The organism is Bradyrhizobium sp. USDA 4353, from assembly GCF_054063215.1.
Genome location: NZ_JBSSGB010000001.1, coordinates 1,491,177 through 1,506,114 on the forward strand (window position 1 = coordinate 1,491,177; position 14,938 = coordinate 1,506,114).

The 14,938-nt window shown below is 66.2% G+C and carries 14 protein-coding genes, 1 tRNA gene and 1 pseudogene; 10 read left to right on the plus strand and 6 right to left on the minus strand.

Going from position 1 to position 14,938, the window contains the following annotated elements:
* Window positions 1-30 precede the first annotated feature (30 nt).
* Window positions 31-954, plus strand: coding sequence for a 2-dehydropantoate 2-reductase (gene panE / locus ACVILH_RS06620; protein ID WP_456712181.1), 924 nt, complete (start codon window positions 31-33; stop codon window positions 952-954).
* Window positions 955-1,144: 190 nt separating this feature from the next.
* Here the strand turns inward: panE and ACVILH_RS06625 are convergent, their stop codons facing one another.
* Together ACVILH_RS06625 and ACVILH_RS06630 are read right to left on the minus strand one after the other, a co-directional pair.
* Window positions 1,145-1,720: a c-type cytochrome gene (locus tag ACVILH_RS06625; protein ID WP_456712182.1), complete on the minus strand. Its 576-nt coding sequence runs from the start codon at window positions 1,718-1,720 to the stop codon at window positions 1,145-1,147.
* Between the two features lie 148 nt (window positions 1,721-1,868).
* Window positions 1,869-3,152, minus strand: coding sequence for a PQQ-dependent sugar dehydrogenase (locus ACVILH_RS06630; protein WP_456712183.1), 1,284 nt, complete (start codon window positions 3,150-3,152; stop codon window positions 1,869-1,871).
* Window positions 3,153-3,526: 374 nt separating this feature from the next.
* Here ACVILH_RS06630 and ACVILH_RS06635 point away from each other — a divergent pair, with 374 nt between their 5' ends.
* The 4 genes from ACVILH_RS06635 to ACVILH_RS06650 all read left to right on the plus strand — a co-directional run bounded on the left by ACVILH_RS06635 (window position 3,527) and on the right by ACVILH_RS06650 (window position 7,789).
* Complete coding sequence (locus ACVILH_RS06635) at window positions 3,527-4,873, plus strand: amidase (protein ID WP_456712184.1); 1,347 nt, start codon at window positions 3,527-3,529, stop codon at window positions 4,871-4,873.
* Between the two features lie 83 nt (window positions 4,874-4,956).
* The gene (pncB, locus tag ACVILH_RS06640; RefSeq protein WP_456712185.1) at window positions 4,957-6,261 is read left to right on the plus strand and encodes a nicotinate phosphoribosyltransferase; all 1,305 of its coding nucleotides are present in this window, start codon (window positions 4,957-4,959) and stop codon (window positions 6,259-6,261) included.
* Window positions 6,262-6,348: 87 nt separating this feature from the next.
* The gene (locus ACVILH_RS06645) at window positions 6,349-6,984 is read left to right on the plus strand and encodes a caspase family protein (RefSeq protein ID WP_456712186.1); all 636 of its coding nucleotides are present in this window, start codon (window positions 6,349-6,351) and stop codon (window positions 6,982-6,984) included.
* Window positions 6,875-7,789, plus strand: a complete 915-nt coding sequence (locus ACVILH_RS06650) for a caspase family protein (protein ID WP_456716890.1) — start codon at window positions 6,875-6,877, stop codon at window positions 7,787-7,789. The genes ACVILH_RS06645 and ACVILH_RS06650 overlap by 110 nt, the downstream gene beginning before the upstream one ends.
* Before the next feature lie 69 nt (window positions 7,790-7,858).
* On the opposite strand, the gene ACVILH_RS06655 is transcribed toward ACVILH_RS06650, so the two are convergent.
* Window positions 7,859-7,933, minus strand: a tRNA-Gly gene (locus ACVILH_RS06655).
* A 288-nt stretch (window positions 7,934-8,221) separates the two neighbouring features.
* On the opposite strand from ACVILH_RS06655, the gene trxA reads away from it, so the two are divergent.
* Together trxA and ACVILH_RS06665 are read left to right on the plus strand one after the other, a co-directional pair.
* Window positions 8,222-9,142: a thioredoxin gene (gene trxA / locus ACVILH_RS06660; RefSeq protein ID WP_456712187.1), complete on the plus strand. Its 921-nt coding sequence runs from the start codon at window positions 8,222-8,224 to the stop codon at window positions 9,140-9,142.
* A 48-nt stretch (window positions 9,143-9,190) separates the two neighbouring features.
* Window positions 9,191-9,865, plus strand: coding sequence for an LON peptidase substrate-binding domain-containing protein (locus ACVILH_RS06665; RefSeq protein ID WP_456712188.1), 675 nt, complete (start codon window positions 9,191-9,193; stop codon window positions 9,863-9,865).
* Here the strand turns inward: ACVILH_RS06665 and ACVILH_RS06670 are convergent, their stop codons facing one another.
* Both ACVILH_RS06670 and ACVILH_RS06675 read right to left on the minus strand, forming a co-directional pair.
* The gene (locus tag ACVILH_RS06670) at window positions 9,866-10,699 is read right to left on the minus strand and encodes an FTR1 family iron permease (protein WP_456712189.1); all 834 of its coding nucleotides are present in this window, start codon (window positions 10,697-10,699) and stop codon (window positions 9,866-9,868) included.
* Between the two features lie 11 nt (window positions 10,700-10,710).
* A complete protein-coding gene (locus tag ACVILH_RS06675) occupies window positions 10,711-11,058 on the minus strand; it encodes a cupredoxin domain-containing protein (protein ID WP_456712190.1) in 348 nt (115 codons plus the stop codon).
* 497 nt (window positions 11,059-11,555) lie between these two features.
* Between ACVILH_RS06675 and ACVILH_RS06680 the strand changes: the two genes are divergently transcribed.
* The gene (locus ACVILH_RS06680; protein ID WP_006613415.1) at window positions 11,556-11,753 is read left to right on the plus strand and encodes a Trm112 family protein; all 198 of its coding nucleotides are present in this window, start codon (window positions 11,556-11,558) and stop codon (window positions 11,751-11,753) included.
* Window positions 11,754-11,756: 3 nt separating this feature from the next.
* The gene (locus tag ACVILH_RS06685; protein ID WP_456712191.1) at window positions 11,757-12,680 is read left to right on the plus strand and encodes an alpha/beta hydrolase; all 924 of its coding nucleotides are present in this window, start codon (window positions 11,757-11,759) and stop codon (window positions 12,678-12,680) included.
* Here ACVILH_RS06685 and ACVILH_RS06690 read toward each other — a convergent pair.
* A pseudogene (locus ACVILH_RS06690) lies at window positions 12,677-13,948 on the minus strand (ubiquinone biosynthesis hydroxylase); the annotation flags it as partial. The gene ACVILH_RS06685 and the pseudogene ACVILH_RS06690 overlap by 4 nt on opposite strands.
* Window positions 13,949-14,058: 110 nt before the next feature.
* Here ACVILH_RS06690 and tesB point away from each other — a divergent pair.
* Window positions 14,059-14,934 carry an acyl-CoA thioesterase II gene (gene tesB, locus ACVILH_RS06695; protein ID WP_257167496.1) on the plus strand — a complete coding sequence of 292 codons (876 nt, stop codon included), beginning with the start codon at window positions 14,059-14,061 and terminating at the stop codon, window positions 14,932-14,934.
* Window positions 14,935-14,938: the final 4 nt, after the last annotated feature.

The window sequence follows — 14,938 nt, forward strand, 5'->3', positions numbered from 1 at the left end:
TGATGCGCCCCGCTCACAGAGGGATCCACCATGCGTATTCTCGTCGTCGGCGCCGGCGCGATCGGCGGCTATTTCGGCGGCCGGCTGCTGCAGTCCGGCGCTGATGTCACCTTCCTCGTCCGCCCCCGGCGCGCCGCCGAGCTCGCCAGTGCCGGCCTCGTGATCCGCAGCCCAAGCGGCGACGTCACCTTGCCCAATCCGCCGACGGTGCAGGCCGACAGCCTCAAGCAGCATTTCGATGTCGTGCTGCTGAGCTGCAAGGCCTACGATCTCGACGACGCGATTGCGTCGTTCGCGCCGGCCGTCGGTCCTGATACCGCGATCATTCCGCTGCTCAACGGCATGAAGCATCTCGACGTGCTCGACGCCAGGTTCGGCCGCGCGCGGGTGCTCGGCGGCCTCTGCGCCATCGCCGCGACCTTGAACGAGAGCCGCGAGGTCGTACAGCTGCAGCCGATGCAGTCGCTGAATTTCGGCGAGCGCGACGGCGGCTTGTCCGATCGCGTGCGCGCCATCTTCGACATCTTCCGGCGCGGCAATTTCAACGCCTCGGCCAGCGACCACATCATGCAGGACATGTGGGAGAAGTGGGTCTTCCTGTCGTCGCTGGCCGCGTCCACCACCTTGATGCGCGCGCCGGTCGGCGTCATCCTGACCGCCCCCGGAGGCAAGGACTTCCTGCTCGGCATGCTCGACGAATGCAGCGCCGTGGCGGCGGCGGCCGGATATCCTCCTGGAGGCGCATTCTTCCAACGTGTCTCCGGCATGATCACCGCCGAGGGATCGCCGATGACCGCCTCGATGTTCCGCGACCTCCGCGCCGGCCTGCCGGTGGAGGCCGATCACGTCATCGGCGATCTCGTCGCCCGCGCCGACGCCGCGAAGGTCCCGGTGCCTCGCTTAAGGATTTCCTACACGCAGCTGAAGGTCTACGAGGCGCAGCGAGGCAAGTAGACGGAGTGAGGCGCGGTGCCGCCACACCCTCCGCCGTCGTCCCGGCCTCGAGCCGGGACCCATAACCACCGGCGTGGTGAGGCAGGTGACTCTCAGTGACGTCCCTCGATAGACTCCGCGGTATGGGTCCCGGCTCAAGGCCGGGACGACAATTGTGGGTGGCGCGGCGCCTCCACCCAATCAACACTTCCTACAAATGCGCCAGATAATGCGCGAGCGCGGTGATCTCCTCCGCCGACAGCGGATACGCCACGTCCGTCATCGCGGCCTGGCTGCCGCCGACGCGTTGGCCGCTCTTGTAGTCGTGCAGGGCCCTGACGAGATATTCCTCGCGCTGGCCCGCGATGCGCGCGACGCCCTTGGTGCCGGCGTAGCTGTCGAGATGACATGACGCACAGCGGCGGCCGGCGGCGGCTTCGGCTCCCTTCTTTGACAGCTCGGGATTATCGTCCGGCGGGGACTTGGCCGGCTGCAGCGAGGCGAAATAGGCGCCGAGATTGCGGATGTCCTCGTTGGTCAGTTGATCGACGATCGGCTTCATCGCTTCGTTCTTGCGGGTGCCGGCGCGGAAGAACACCAGTTGCCACTGGATGAACTGATCCTGCTGTCCCGCGAGCGAAGGAATGTTTTCCGTCTGCGAGATGCCGTTCTCGCCGTGGCAGCCGGCGCAGACCTCCGCCTTTGCCTTGCCGGCCTCGATATCCGCCGCCTCGGCCGGACCACTCAGCAGCGCGAGCGCGAGCAGACCGGCAACTCCATGACGCATGTCTCATCCTCCCGTATCACCACGGCTGATGCGCCGCAGCGTCGTCCTGCGCGGTCGCGGACTGATCGGCGGACAACGCGCGTGACGCAAAATAGTTGGGGCTGCGGCCGCCATGATGGCGGCGCGCAGCCCCGCGTTGGTCAAAGGCTCACTTCTTCTCGTAGCTGATGCGATAGATCGCACCGGCCCAGTCGTCGGCCACCAGGATCGAGCCGTCCTTGGCGAGGATGATGTCGTCGGGACGGCCGAGATAGCCCTGGTCGCCCTCGATCCAGCCGGAGGCGAACACCTCCTGCTTGGCATCCTTGCCATCCGGACCGACGATCACGCGCATGATCCGCGCGCCCTGGTACTTGTGGCGATTCCACGAGCCGTGCTCGGCGATCAGGATGTTGTTCTTGTACTCGGCGGGGAACTGATCGCCGGTGTAGAACTTCATGCCGAGCGGCGCGACATGTGCTCCGAGGTTCAGCACCGGCGGCGTGAACTCCGAGCATTTGTGGCCCATCGCGAATTTCGGATCCGGCATGTCACCCTGGTGACAATAGGGATAGCCGAAATGCTCGCCGATCTTCGAGATCATGTTGAGCTTGTCGCTCGGCAGATCGTCGCTGATCCAGTCGCGCGCGTTCTCGGTGAACCAATAACGGCCCGTGCGCGGATCGACGTCGCCGCCGACGCTGTTGCGCACACCGAGCGCATAGATTTCGGCATTGCCGGTGCGCGGATCGACGCGGCGGATCTGCGACACCGAGGTCGGCGGGATGCCGATGTTGAAGGGCGGGCCGAACGGCAGATAGAACCAGCCGTCCTTGTCGACCGCGATGTATTTCCAGCCATGCGCGGCATAGGACGGCATATCGTCATAGACGACTTTGCCCTGGCCGAGATTGTCGACATTGGCCTCGGCATTCTCATATTTGATCAGCTTGTCGACCGCGATCACGTAGAGATTGCCGTCCTGGAAGGCGAGGCCGGTCGGCATGTTCAGGCCCTTGAGGACCGTCTTGACCTCGCGCTTGCCGCCCTTGTCGGTGATCGCATAGACGTTGCCGAGACCGAACGAGCCGACGAACAAGGTGCCCTTGTCGCCCCACGCCATCTGCCGCGCGGCGAGCACGCCGGAGGCCCAGACCTCCATCTTGAAACCATCAGGCAGCTTCACCTGCTTGACGATCTTGGCGAGCTCGGCGTCGGAGGCGCCGGTCGGCGGTCCCGATGGTGGTGCGAGGCCCTTCTGTGCCTCGGTCTCGTCGCCAAGGAACCAGTCATCCGGCGGATGCGTCCAGAATTCCTTGGTGCCGGATTCGTATTTCTTCAGGCCCTTGCCCTGGTCGGATTGCTGCTGCGCGCCGGCAATGCTTGTGCCGGCGAGAAGACTGATTGTTGCAAGCGCAAGAATCCTTCGGTGAATGCTTCGGTGAAAAGCCATCGCTTCACTCCCATGAGCGGCTCGTTTGGCCGCATCTCATTATCGGAACGTGTTTGCAGACGTTCGTTGGTCGCCACGTCAGTCGACGACGCGAAAATGGTAGCACATCCTGAGCGGGTGAGAAGCGGATTGCGGCGAAGTTTGCGTGACGCTCACGCCGCGCCTCGGCACTCATCGCATGCCACCTGCTTATTTGCTGAGCGCGCACTTGCGACGCACCGACGATCGTCGCGACGCAGCGGAAAGAATGGCCATGCGCTGCGTTCATACGCATCGATCGCGGGCGCGATTGGCGTGCGCACCGTCAGTCGCTAGGGTGCGGCAGGCGCAGGCCGTGCCGGCGCCTCCAAGACTCGTGCCGAATGGGATCCCCGATGTCGCGACCATCTGAACTTCAGACGCCGAAGGCGGGTGCAGGCGTTCTCGAGCTGCTGCGCCAGTTCGCCGCCGACCCGGCTGCGGCCTCGGCCTATGGTGAAGATTGTCTGAAGCGGACACAGCGGATCGAGCCGCAGTTGAAGGCGTTCGACTATCTGCCGCGCGACGTCGCGGCCAAGAGCGGTCCGCTCGGCGGAATTCCCGTCGGCATCAAGGACATCATCGCGACCTCGGACATGCCGACCACCAACGGCTCGGCGATCTACAGGGATCACGTGCCGGCCGCCGACGCCTGGGTGGTGGCGCGGCTGCGCGATCTCGGCGCGACCATCTTCGGCAAGACGGTCTCGACGGAATTCGCCTGGCGCCATCCGGGGCCGACGGTCAATCCCTGGAACCCCGCGCACACGCCTGGCGGCTCCTCGTCCGGCTCGGCGGCGGCCGTTGCCGCAGGGCTCGTCCCGCTGGCACTGGGGACACAGACGCTCGGCTCGGTGATCCGGCCCGCGGCCTTCAACGGCGTCGTCGGCTTCAAGCCGAGCTTCGGCGCGATCCCGCGCACCGGCGTGCATCCGCTCAGCCCATCGCTCGATCATGTCGGCTTCTTCGCCCGTCGCGTCGATGACGTCGCTCTCGCGCTGTCGCTGCTGGCGGGGGCAAGCGCGGATGATCTCCACGGCCGTCCACTGCCGGCGTTCACGGTCGATATCGCGCACGGTCTCACGCCGCTCGCCAGGCCGCGGCTCGCGGTGGTGCGCTTCGCCAAATGGGAGCGGGCGGAGCCTGAGCAGAAGGCGGTGTTCGAGTCCGTCATCGACAGGCTGCGCGGCGCCGGCGCGGTGGTCGAGGAGGTCGCGCTCACCGAGCTCGACACGGCCAACTGGGATGCGATCAACACCATCATGCTCAGCGAGGCGACGACGATCTTCTCCGGTCTGATCGCCCGCTTTCCCGATCGCGTCAGCGACGTGATGAAAGGTCACGTCGAGAGCGGCCGCACCAAGTCCGCCATGGACTATCTCGCCGCCAAGGCCGCACAGGCCGAGCGACAGAAAGCGCTGGCCGCCGAGCTCGACGGCTTCGATGCCGTGCTCACCTTGCCGGCGTTCGGCGAAGCGCCGCGCGGCCTCGACTGGACCGGTGATGCCGAATATTGCGCGCCCTGGACCTTCGTCGGCGCGCCCGCGGTCGCACTGCCCGCAGGCTTTGGCAAGAATGGCCTGCCGCTCGGCATCCAGGTCGCCGGCCCCTATCGCAACGACCTCCACACCTTGCGCGTCGCGAAATGGATCGAGGCCACCCTGGACTTCGATCCCGGCCTGCCGACGCTCGCTCGCCCCTAACGCGCCGCGCAGTACTCCGCCGCAACCGCCATCTGCGCCAAAGCCCAGTGGCGGGTTTCCGAGCAGCACTGTAAAACCGTCGCATGACCGTTACAGACATCGCGAGCAGAACCTATAATCACGGCTGGCGCCTCGATCCCATCGTGCGCAGCCTGCTCGACACCGATTTCTACAAGCTGTTGATGCTGCAGATGATTCGGGAGTTCTACCCGAATCAGCAGGTGACCTTCTCGGTGATCAACCGCACCAAGCGCGTACGCCTCGCCGACGTCATCGACGAAGGCGAGCTGCGTGCCCAGCTCGACCATGCCCGCACCATCCGCTTCACCAAGAAGGAGCTGATCTGGCTGGCCGGCAATACCTTCTACGGCAAGACCCACATGTTCTCGCCGGACTTCATGAACTGGCTCGCCAATTTCCGGCTGCCCGACTACGAGCTGCATAAGGCCGACGGCCAGTATGAGCTGCATTTCCACGGGCCATGGACCCACACCACGATGTGGGAGATTCCGGCGCTCGCCATCGTCAACGAGCTGCGCTCGCGCCAGGCCATGAAGGGCCAGGGCCGGTTTGCGCTCGACGTGCTGTTCGCCCGCGCCAAGGCCAAGCTGTGGGCCAAGGTGGAGCGGCTGCGCAAGATCGAGGGCCTGCGGCTGTCCGACTTCGGCACCCGCCGGCGCCATGGCTTCCTGTGGCAGCGCTGGTGCGTCGAGGCCGTGAAGGAAGGGCTGGGCCCGTCATTCACCGGCACCTCGAACGTGCTGCTGGCGATGGACAACGACCTCGAAGCGATCGGCACCAACGCCCACGAGCTGCCGATGGTCGCCGCGGCGCTCGCCAAGAACGATGACGATCTGCGCTTCGCGCCCTACCGCATTCTCGACCAGTGGCGGCAGACCTATGCCGGAAACCTGCTGATCGCCCTGCCCGACGCGTTCGGCACCAAGGCCTTCCTGCGCGACGCGCCGGACTGGGTCGCCGAATGGACCGGCTTCCGCCCAGATAGCGCGCCCCCGATCCAGGCCGGCGAGGAGATCATCGCCTGGTGGAAGTCCAAGGGGCGTGATCCCAAGCAGAAGCTGCTGGTGTTCTCCGACGCCATGGATGTCGAGTCGATCGAGCAGATCCACCGGCGCTTCTCCGACCAGGTGCGGCTGTCGTTCGGCTGGGGCACCAATTTGACCAACGACTTCGTCGGCTGCTCGCCGGACGGCTCGGTCGATCTCGACCCGATCTCGCTGGTCTGCAAGGTGACCTCGGTCGACGGCCGCCCCGCGGTCAAGCTGTCCGACAACCCGGAAAAGGCGACCGGCGACCCCGCCGAGATCGCGCGCTATCTGCGCGTGTTCGGCGATGCCGGCCGGGTGCGGACGCCGGTGGTCGTCTAGACGCCCGGTAATTTCGCGTCACCGCCCACAATTCTTGTTCCGGTTTTGTTCGAGTTGCGGTAAAATCATCGCGCGAACGTGCAAACCGTGTGGCAGGAGATCGTGGGCATGCGTGGGGTGAGCCGCCGAGTTGGGCAGCTATTGTTTGTCGTGTTCGCTGTCACGCTCCTCGCGGGGACAGGACCGGCCGCAGCCGACAAGCGCGTGGCGCTGGTGATCGGCAACTCCATCCATGAGCGCGCGCCGCTGCTGGACGAGCCTGCCGCCGACGCGCGGCTGCTGGCGGACACGCTGACCCGGCTCGGCTTCACCTTGAGTGGCGGCGCTGCGCAAATCGACGTGACCAAGCAAGGCTTCGACCGGGCGCTCGCGGAGTTCAAGGGCCGCATCGCCGATGCCGACGTCGCGCTGATCTACTACGCCGGCTACGGACTCAATCTGAACGGCGCCGGCTATCTCGTCCCAGTCGATGCCGCGCCGACAAGGGCCCCGGAGCTTGCGACCGAGCTGCGCGACCTCAATGCGGTGCTGCGCGAGCTCGAAGGATCGAGCCGGCGGCAGAACGTTGGTGATCCTCGATGCCTTCCGCGCCAACCCGTTCGAGGCGCGCGGCATCGCGGGCCTCACCGCCGGGCTTTCCCAACCGCGCGTCCCCCCGCGCACATTGATCGCCTTCGCCGCCCAGCCGGGCACGACCGGGCAGCGCGGGTCAGACGGTCATAGCGCATTTTCGGCGGCGCTCGCCCAGGCGCTGCAGCAGCAGGATCGGCGGCTGGTCGATGTCTTCAGCCAAACCGCGCAATCGGTGGAGCGCCTGACCAATGGCGCCCAGCAGCCGCTTGTGATGTTCACCCAGATCGACGGCGGCGCTCAGCCCGGTGCTGCGACGCGGCGGCCTGCGCCGGCGAGTCCGACCGTCAGCGAGACCCCCGCGTCTCCTTCCGCCACGCGCGCAGCGACTGCCACCCAGGACGCACGGACCCCGGGCCTCGCGGTGCTGTATGACGAGGACGCCTCGGATCCGAAGGGCAAGCGCTATGAGGGCTCGGTGACCTGGCGGCTCGATTCGGTCAAATCCGTGGGAGGACCGGTGCCGGTGATCCGGGCCGACATCGACATTCCCGAACGCAAGCTGAAGGTCAGTCTGCAGTTGCGCCGCAACGACGATCCGGGCCTGCCGGCGAGCCATGTGGCCGACCTCACCTTCAGTGCCGGGGCGGACTTCATCGGCGCGGGCGTCAGCAACGTGCCGGGAATGCTGATGAAGACGGAGGAGAAGGCACGTGGCACGCCATTGGCCGGGCTCGCCGTCAAGATCACGGAAGGCTCGTTCCTGGTCGGCTTCTCCGAGGTGGAGGCGGACCGTCTGCGCAATGAGGAGCTGCTGATGCGCCGCGAGTGGATCGACATTCCGATCGTGTACGCAAATCAGCGCCGCGGCATTCTCGCGATCGGCAAGGGTCCGAGCGGTGACCGCGTGTTCGCGGATGCCTTCGCCGCCTGGGGCAAATACCAGCCGGGGAAATGAAGAGCCTCGAAGGGGAAAGCCTTTGAAGGGGGCAAGCCTTTGAAGGGGAAAGCCTCGAAGCGGAAGGTTTGGAGCGGGCGAAGGGGTTCGAACCCTCGACCCCGACCTTGGCAAGGTCGTGCTCTACCACTGAGCTACACCCGCATCCGTGCCGCCCGGGCGCTGTGGCCGCCGGCGACGCGCAGACCTATGCCAAATGCCGCGGACGAATGCAACAGGTCTGCGACAGGTTTCGTACCCTGATGCGCTTCAATTTTGGGTGCGAGGGTGCCCAAACCGGTCCGAATCGGCCGGATGGCTCACGGCAGGCTGAACGGATTGAAATTTCCCTCGGCCGCCGCCACTTAAAGTGACGGAAACCGTGTATTGAGGCGCAGCGGCGGCTGGTTCCAGGCCCGCTGTCCATCCCAGTATTTTTCGGACGAGGACCCCGTGACCATTGTTGAGCAGGGCAACGGAGCGGCGCCGCAGGTGCCGGATCTGATCAAGGACACCACGACGCAGAGCTTCGTGAAGGACGTGATCGAGGAATCGAAGCGTCAGCCGGTTCTCATCGACTTCTGGGCACCGTGGTGCGGCCCGTGCAAGCAACTGACCCCGATCCTGGAGAAGGCCGTCAAGGCCGCCAAGGGCAAGGTCAAGCTGGTCAAGATGAACATCGATGAGCATCCGGCCATCCCCGGCCAGATGGGCATCCAGTCGATCCCGGCCGTGATCGCCTTCGTCGGCGGCCGGCCCGCGGACGGCTTCATGGGCGCGGTGCCGGAGAGCCAGATCGCGGCTTTCATCGAGAAGATCACCAAGGGCGTTCCCGGCGTCGGCGAGCCCGATATCAACGAGATCCTCAAAGAGGCCGAAGCGGTGCTGGCGGAGGGCGATCCGGCCGGTGCTGCGCAGATCTACGCCGAGGTGCTGTCGTTCGACGCCGCCAACATCCCGGCGCTGGCCGGCCTCGCCAAATGCTATCTCGAAACCGGCGCGGTGGAGCAGGCCAAGGAGACGCTGGCGCAGGTGCCCGAAGCCAAGCGCACCGATTCGGCCGTGACAGCGGTGCAGGCCGCGATCGATCTCGCCGAGCAGGCGCAGTCGCTCGGACCGGTCGGTGAGCTGGAACAGACGGTTGCCGCCAATCCGCTCGACCATCAGGCGCGTTTCGACCTCGCGATTGCGCTGAACGCGGCGGGCAAGCGGAAGGAAGCCACCGACCACCTGCTCGAAATCGTGAAGCGCGATCGCAAATGGAACGAGGACGGCGCGCGCAAGCAGCTCGTGCAGTTCTTCGAAGCCTGGGGCGGTGCGGATGAGGCCACCGTCGAAGGCCGCAAGCGGCTCTCGACGATCCTGTTTTCGTAAACGCAAGCCAGGCGCAGCACGGGCGCTTCAGCGGACACGAGGTATCGCATGCCGATCAATGCCGAATATCGCGGTCCTGCCGAGCTGCCGGAAATCGTTCCGGTGTTCCCGTTGGCGGGGGCGCTGCTGCTGCCGCGCGGCCAAATGCCGCTCAACATCTTCGAGCCGCGCTATCTCGCGATGGTCGACGACGCCTTCCGCGACGGCCATCGGCTGATCGGAATGATCCAGCCTGATGTGACTCATTCCTCCAGCGAGGAGCGGCCGGTGCTGTTCAAGGTCGGCTGCGTCGGGCGAATCACGCAGCTCGCCGAGTCCGGCGACGGCCGCTACATCCTCGAGCTCACCGGCGTGTCGCGCTTCAAGGTGGTCGAGGAGATGACGGTGCTGACGCCCTATCGTCAGTGCAAGGTCGACTATTTTCCGTTCGTCGACGACTTCACCGCCCGCAAGGGCGAGGAGGCTGTTGACCGCGAGGCATTGCTCGCCGTGCTCACCGACTTCCTCAAGGCCAACAATCTCAAGGTCGACTGGGCCGGCATCGAAGCGGCGCCGAACGAGGCGCTGGTCAACGCGCTGGCGATGATGTCGCCTTACGGGCCGGCGGAAAAGCAGGCGATGCTCGAGGCGCCGGACCTGAAGACTCGCGCGGAGATTCTGGTCGCCGTCACCGAGATGGATCTCGCCAAGAAGCGGACCTCGGGCGATCCGCCGCTGCAATGATCACTCCGCAGCGACCGTGCGCCGCGGCGCCGGCGGCGCTGCGGTCAGGCGCATCAGCGCAACGGTCGCGACGATAACCCCGACATAGACCGCGAGCTGCATCGCGGTCGGCTGGTCGGTGTAGCCGATCAGCGCCTTCAGCGTCCGGCCCGCAAGACCCTTCTCTGGCAGGACTGCGCTCGAATCCCACATCACCTGATCGAACGAGGTCAGCCAGTTGGCGCGGGCGAGGAAGAACACCGCCTGGGCGGCCATGCCGGCCGACAGCAAGGTGATCAGAACCGTCGTCGTCCGAAACAACGCGCGCGGCGGAATCCGCATCAAGCCGAGATAGGTCGCAAGGCAGACGGCCACGCCGAGCAGCAGGCCGAGCATGCCGCCGCCGAGCAGCGCGCGGCCACCGCCCTCGTCGGAGGCCGCCACCCCATACAGGAACAGCGCCACCTCGCTGCCCTCGCGTAGCACCGCGATTGCGATCACCGTGGCGAGCGCAACCAGCGGCTTGGCGCCCTCGGCAACGGCCTCGCCCATCGTTCGCATCTCATTGGCCATTTCACGGCCGTGCCGTGCCATCCAGACATTGTGCCAGGTCAGCATGATCACCGCGGTGGACAGGATGGCGGCATTGAACACTTCCTGTCCCATGCCCTCGAACAATTGCGTCAGCGTGCCGGCGAAGGCTGCCACCGCACAGGCTCCGATGAGACCGGCGAACAGGCCTGCGCCGATCCAGCGCAACCGATGCGGCACCGCGCTGGTGACGGCCAGAACGATGCCGACGATCAGACCGGCCTCGAACACTTCGCGGAAGACGATGATCAGTGCGGCGAGCATGACAGCTTTACCTATTGTACGTTGACGAAGCCGCGGGCCTTTTCGTTGAAGTCGTTGTAGAACTCATAGCGACCGGACTTCATCGCACGGACGTTGAGGACAGCCTCGCTGTTGGCCGCGATCACCTTCTCGATCTTCAGCGTCTCGCTCTCGAACTCGATCGCCTTGCTTTCCATGTTCTTGACGCGGATGGTCAGCGGCGCATCGGCGGGGACCGTCGGCTCCTTGGGCTCGAACTGGCCATTCGCATAAGTGAGGCAGATCTCGTTCGGCCCCTCAGCCTGCACTTGCGTCGCCAGCAGCGCCATGCCGAGACATCCGCCCGCAACGACCAACCTTCGCACAACGTCGACCAACATCGATCAGTCCTCTCGTATTCAGCCAAGCAAATCGGAGAACTGGTACACGACCGCATCGAGGGGACGGCGCGGTACCCGTTCGCGACGACGAACAGCTAAGCGGCCCGCCGCCGGGTCTGCAAAGAGACTCCTTCTAAGTTGGAACCATTCTTTCTGAATATGTCGCGGCAGTGGCATCGGCGTGCGCGGAGTGCGGCCGAACTCTACGGAGACATGGCGACGCGTTGCACGCCGCCGCCCCGCCAAGCTGCCGGCGCTTTTGCGCCATGAACCGCAAGCTCGCGGCTCAGTCACCCGCGGCAGCCATCGCAACTACGCCGGCGACCAGGATCCAGCCGAAATGACGCGCGCGTGTCGCCGAGGCGTTGCCGAGCGCCGCGAGGCCGAACACGCCGATTGCGGTCAGCGATGAGCTGATCCGGATCGCGCTGCACGCGCCTTGAGTGAGGACAGCGCCGTCGCGAATATGCTACAGAGCGCCCGCCGGAGACCCTGCCATGAACGCCCCGCTCGAACGCCCCGCCAATTCCGTCGATCCCAAGCTGCTCGAAATCCTGGTCTGCCCGATGACCAAGGGTCCGCTGGAGTATGACGCCGCCAAGCAGGAGCTGGTGTCGCGCTCGGCCAAGCTCGCTTATCCGATCCGCGACGGCATCCCGATCATGCTTCCTGAGGAAGCCCGGAAGATCGACTGACCGATGCGGGCCGTCGCCATCTGCTGCGCGCTGGCGCTGGCCTTGCTCCCCTCTCTGGGACGCGCCGAGGAGAGCGCCGTCCGTGTCGGGGCCCTCGATGCGGTGCTGACGACGCCTCCGGGAGTCGAGCGGCCGCCGGTCGCGCTGCTGATCGCCGGCTCCGGGTCGACGGACCGGGATGGCAACGGGCCGCAGCTGAAGCCCGCGACCCTGAGGAAGCTGGCCGAGCAGCTCGCCGCCCGCGGCGTTGCCAGCCTGCGCTACGACAAGCGCGGCGCGCGCGGCTGGAAGGCGGAGTTCGGCAAGCCGGAGGATTTTCGCTTCAAGGACTATGTCGACGACAGCGCATCGCTGGTCGACTACCTGCGCGGCAAGTTCGCCCGCATCGTGCTGGTCGGGCACAGCGAGGGCGGCCTCGTCGCCATCCTCACCGCCCGCCGCACGCCGGTGGACCGGCTCGTCCTGCTCGCGACGTCGGCGCGGCGGCAAGGTGACCTGCTCAAGACGCAGCTCGAGAGGAAGCTGCCGGCCGCGAAGATGGAGCCGGTCGCCAAGGCGATCGACGCGATCATGGCGGGCCAGGTGGTCGACCCTCCGCCGCCGGAGCTGCCGATCGCGCCGAGCATGCAGCCCGGCATCGGCTCCGCCTTCGCGGAAGATCCGATCGATCCCCTGAAGCAGATCGTGATCCCGATCCTCATCGTGGGCGGCGGGCGAGATTCCCAGGTCGCCCGCCTCGACATGGTCGCGCTCGCGGCTGCCGCCCCGGCCGCAAAGACGCTGTGGCTGCCGGAGATGAACCACGTCCTGGTCGACGTCGCCAATGAGGACGAGAACCTGTCGACCTACAACGATCCGGATCGACCGCTCGATCCCGACATGATCGAGGCCGTCGCCGGCTTCATTTCGGCCGCAGGCCCGCGTTAGAGAGCCTCGCCTTTCAAGAGCCGCGGCATCTGGCCGGTCAGGCCCGCGGCCTGCTTGATGAACAGCTCCTTCAACGGCGGCGCGCGATCGACGAGGCCGAGGCCGATGTCGCGCACCGTGCGCAGCAAGGTCGACTTGTTGGAGAACAGGAAGTTCAGCGAGTTGGTGGCAACGCCCATCGCCATCGTGTCGAAGCGGCGCCAGCGCTGATAGCTCTCGAGCACGTCGAGCTGCCCGGGATCGATGCCCATGCGCGCCGCGTCGACCACGACCTCGGCCAGCGCCGCGACGTCCTTCAGCCCCATGTTGAGGCCCTGCCCCGCGATCGGATGGATCACATGCGCGGCGTCGCCGACCAGCGCCAGCCGCGGCGCGATGAACGAGCGGGCGACGAAATAGGACAGCGGAAACGCACGGGGCTGATCCAGCACCTTGAGCTCGCCGAGATGCAGGCCGGCACGCCTCTCCAGCTCGGCATGGAATTCATCGGCGCTGAGCTCGACCAGGCGCTTCGCCTCCCGGCGCCGCTCGGTCCACACCAGCGACGAGCGCTTGCCGGTCAGCGGCAGGATCGCGAACGGTCCGGGCGGCAGGAAATGCTCCTCGGCGCGGCCATTGTGATCACGCTCGTGGCCGACGGTCACGACGATGCCGGACTGGTCATAGTCCCAGCCGTGGGTCTGGATCCCGGCGCGCTCGCGCAGCTTGGAGCGCGCGCCGTCGGCCGCCACGAGCAGGCTGGCCTCGACCTCGCTGCCGTCGCCGAGCGTCACCGTGACGGCGTCCGTCCGCGTCTTGAAGCTCGTCACCGGCGCCGCCTTCAGCTCGACGCCGGCGGCTTCGGCATGCTTGACCAGCGCGTCGATCAGCAGCCGGTTCTCGACCATGTGCGCGAACGGCTCGCCGGCCTCGACCTGTCCGGCGAAGGTCAGGAATGCCGGGCGTGTCGCGTCCTCGAGCTTGGAATCGGTGATGACCATGTCGAGGATCGGCTGCGCCTCCGGCGCGACGTCGGCCCAGACGCCGATCGCGTCGAACAGCTTGCGGCAGGCGGCGACGATGGCAGACGCCCGGGGATCGCGGCTCGGCCGGTTGGCGAGCGCCGGATCGGCCACGACCACCGGCACCTCGGCACCGAGGCCCTGCCGCAGCGCCAGCGCCAGCGCCAGGCCGGCAAAGGCCCCGCCACAAATGACAATGCTTCGCTGTGTCGTCATGCCACTCTGCTCACGGTTACTCTTGCGGGTGGAGTATAGCTGGGCGAAACAGGGCCGTGAACCAACGGCTGCGCCCCGAAGCCGTCAATTCCGGATGCCTGATCCCTCCATAACGGAGCGGGGACCGGATTGGACCGCAACGCCAGCGAAAGCACCACGCCATGTCCAAGGGACTGATCGACCTGATCTCGATCCTCGATCTGGAGCCGATCGAGGTGAACCTGTTCCGCGGCAACAGCCCGAAGACCAGCTGGCAGCGGGTGTTCGGCGGCCAGGTGATCGGCCAGGCGATGATGGCGGCGTGCCGTACCGTCGAAGGCCGGCTGCCGCATTCGCTGCACTGCTATTTCATCCTGCCGGGCGATCCGCAGGTGCCGATCATCTACCAGGTCGAGCGCCTGCGCGACGGCAAGAGCTATGCGACGCGCCGCGTCACCGCGATCCAGCACGGCAATGCGATCTTCTCGATCATGGTCTCGTTCCACTCTGACGAGGAGAGCGCGTTCAACCATCAGGACAGGATGCCGGACGTGCCGCCGCCGGAGAAGCTGACGGCCGAGGAGATCTCCAAGCAGCCGATGTTTCAGGAGGTCTTCCAGCGGATGCCGGACTTCATCCGCCGCTACTATGAATCCGACCGGCCGATCGAATTGCGCCCGGTCGAGCTCAGCCGTTATTTCGGTGAGAAGATCGAGGACGGCCGCATCCACGTCTGGATCAAGACGGCGGCGAAGCTGCCGGACGATCCGGCGCTGCACATGTGCGCGCTGGCCTATGCGTCCGACTTCTCGCTGCTCGACGCCGTCATGGCGCGCTACGGCCGCACCTTGTTCGACAAGCGCATGATGCCGGCCTCGCTCGATCACGCGATGTGGTTTCACCGGCCGTTCCGCGCCGACGAATGGCTGCTCTATGCGCAGGACTCGCCGAGCGCGCAGGGTGGCCGCGGGCTGACCCGCGGCTCGATCTTCAAGCCCGACGGCACGCTGGTCGCCTCCGTCGCGCAGGAGGGATCGATCCGCGAGCGCCGGGCCTAACTAA

What these genes read in the sequence shown, in the direction of transcription:
- ACVILH_RS06680 (WP_006613415.1), top strand. Translation starts at nt 11,556, where the DNA reads ATGAACGCCCCGCTCGAACGCCCCGCCAATTCCGTCGATCCCAAGCTG.
- ACVILH_RS06685 (WP_456712191.1), top strand. Translation starts at nt 11,757, where the DNA reads ATGCGGGCCGTCGCCATCTGCTGCGCGCTGGCGCTGGCCTTGCTCCCC.
- ACVILH_RS06665 (WP_456712188.1), top strand. Translation starts at nt 9,191, where the DNA reads ATGCCGATCAATGCCGAATATCGCGGTCCTGCCGAGCTGCCGGAAATC.
- ACVILH_RS06670 (WP_456712189.1), bottom strand. Translation starts at nt 10,699, where the DNA reads ATGCTCGCCGCACTGATCATCGTCTTCCGCGAAGTGTTCGAGGCCGGT.
- pncB (WP_456712185.1), top strand. Translation starts at nt 4,957, where the DNA reads ATGACCGTTACAGACATCGCGAGCAGAACCTATAATCACGGCTGGCGC.
- ACVILH_RS06630 (WP_456712183.1), bottom strand. Translation starts at nt 3,152, where the DNA reads ATGGCTTTTCACCGAAGCATTCACCGAAGGATTCTTGCGCTTGCAACA.
- ACVILH_RS06625 (WP_456712182.1), bottom strand. Translation starts at nt 1,720, where the DNA reads ATGCGTCATGGAGTTGCCGGTCTGCTCGCGCTCGCGCTGCTGAGTGGT.
- ACVILH_RS06675 (WP_456712190.1), bottom strand. Translation starts at nt 11,058, where the DNA reads ATGTTGGTCGACGTTGTGCGAAGGTTGGTCGTTGCGGGCGGATGTCTC.
- tesB (WP_257167496.1), top strand. Translation starts at nt 14,059, where the DNA reads ATGTCCAAGGGACTGATCGACCTGATCTCGATCCTCGATCTGGAGCCG.
- ACVILH_RS06635 (WP_456712184.1), top strand. Translation starts at nt 3,527, where the DNA reads ATGTCGCGACCATCTGAACTTCAGACGCCGAAGGCGGGTGCAGGCGTT.
- panE (WP_456712181.1), top strand. Translation starts at nt 31, where the DNA reads ATGCGTATTCTCGTCGTCGGCGCCGGCGCGATCGGCGGCTATTTCGGC.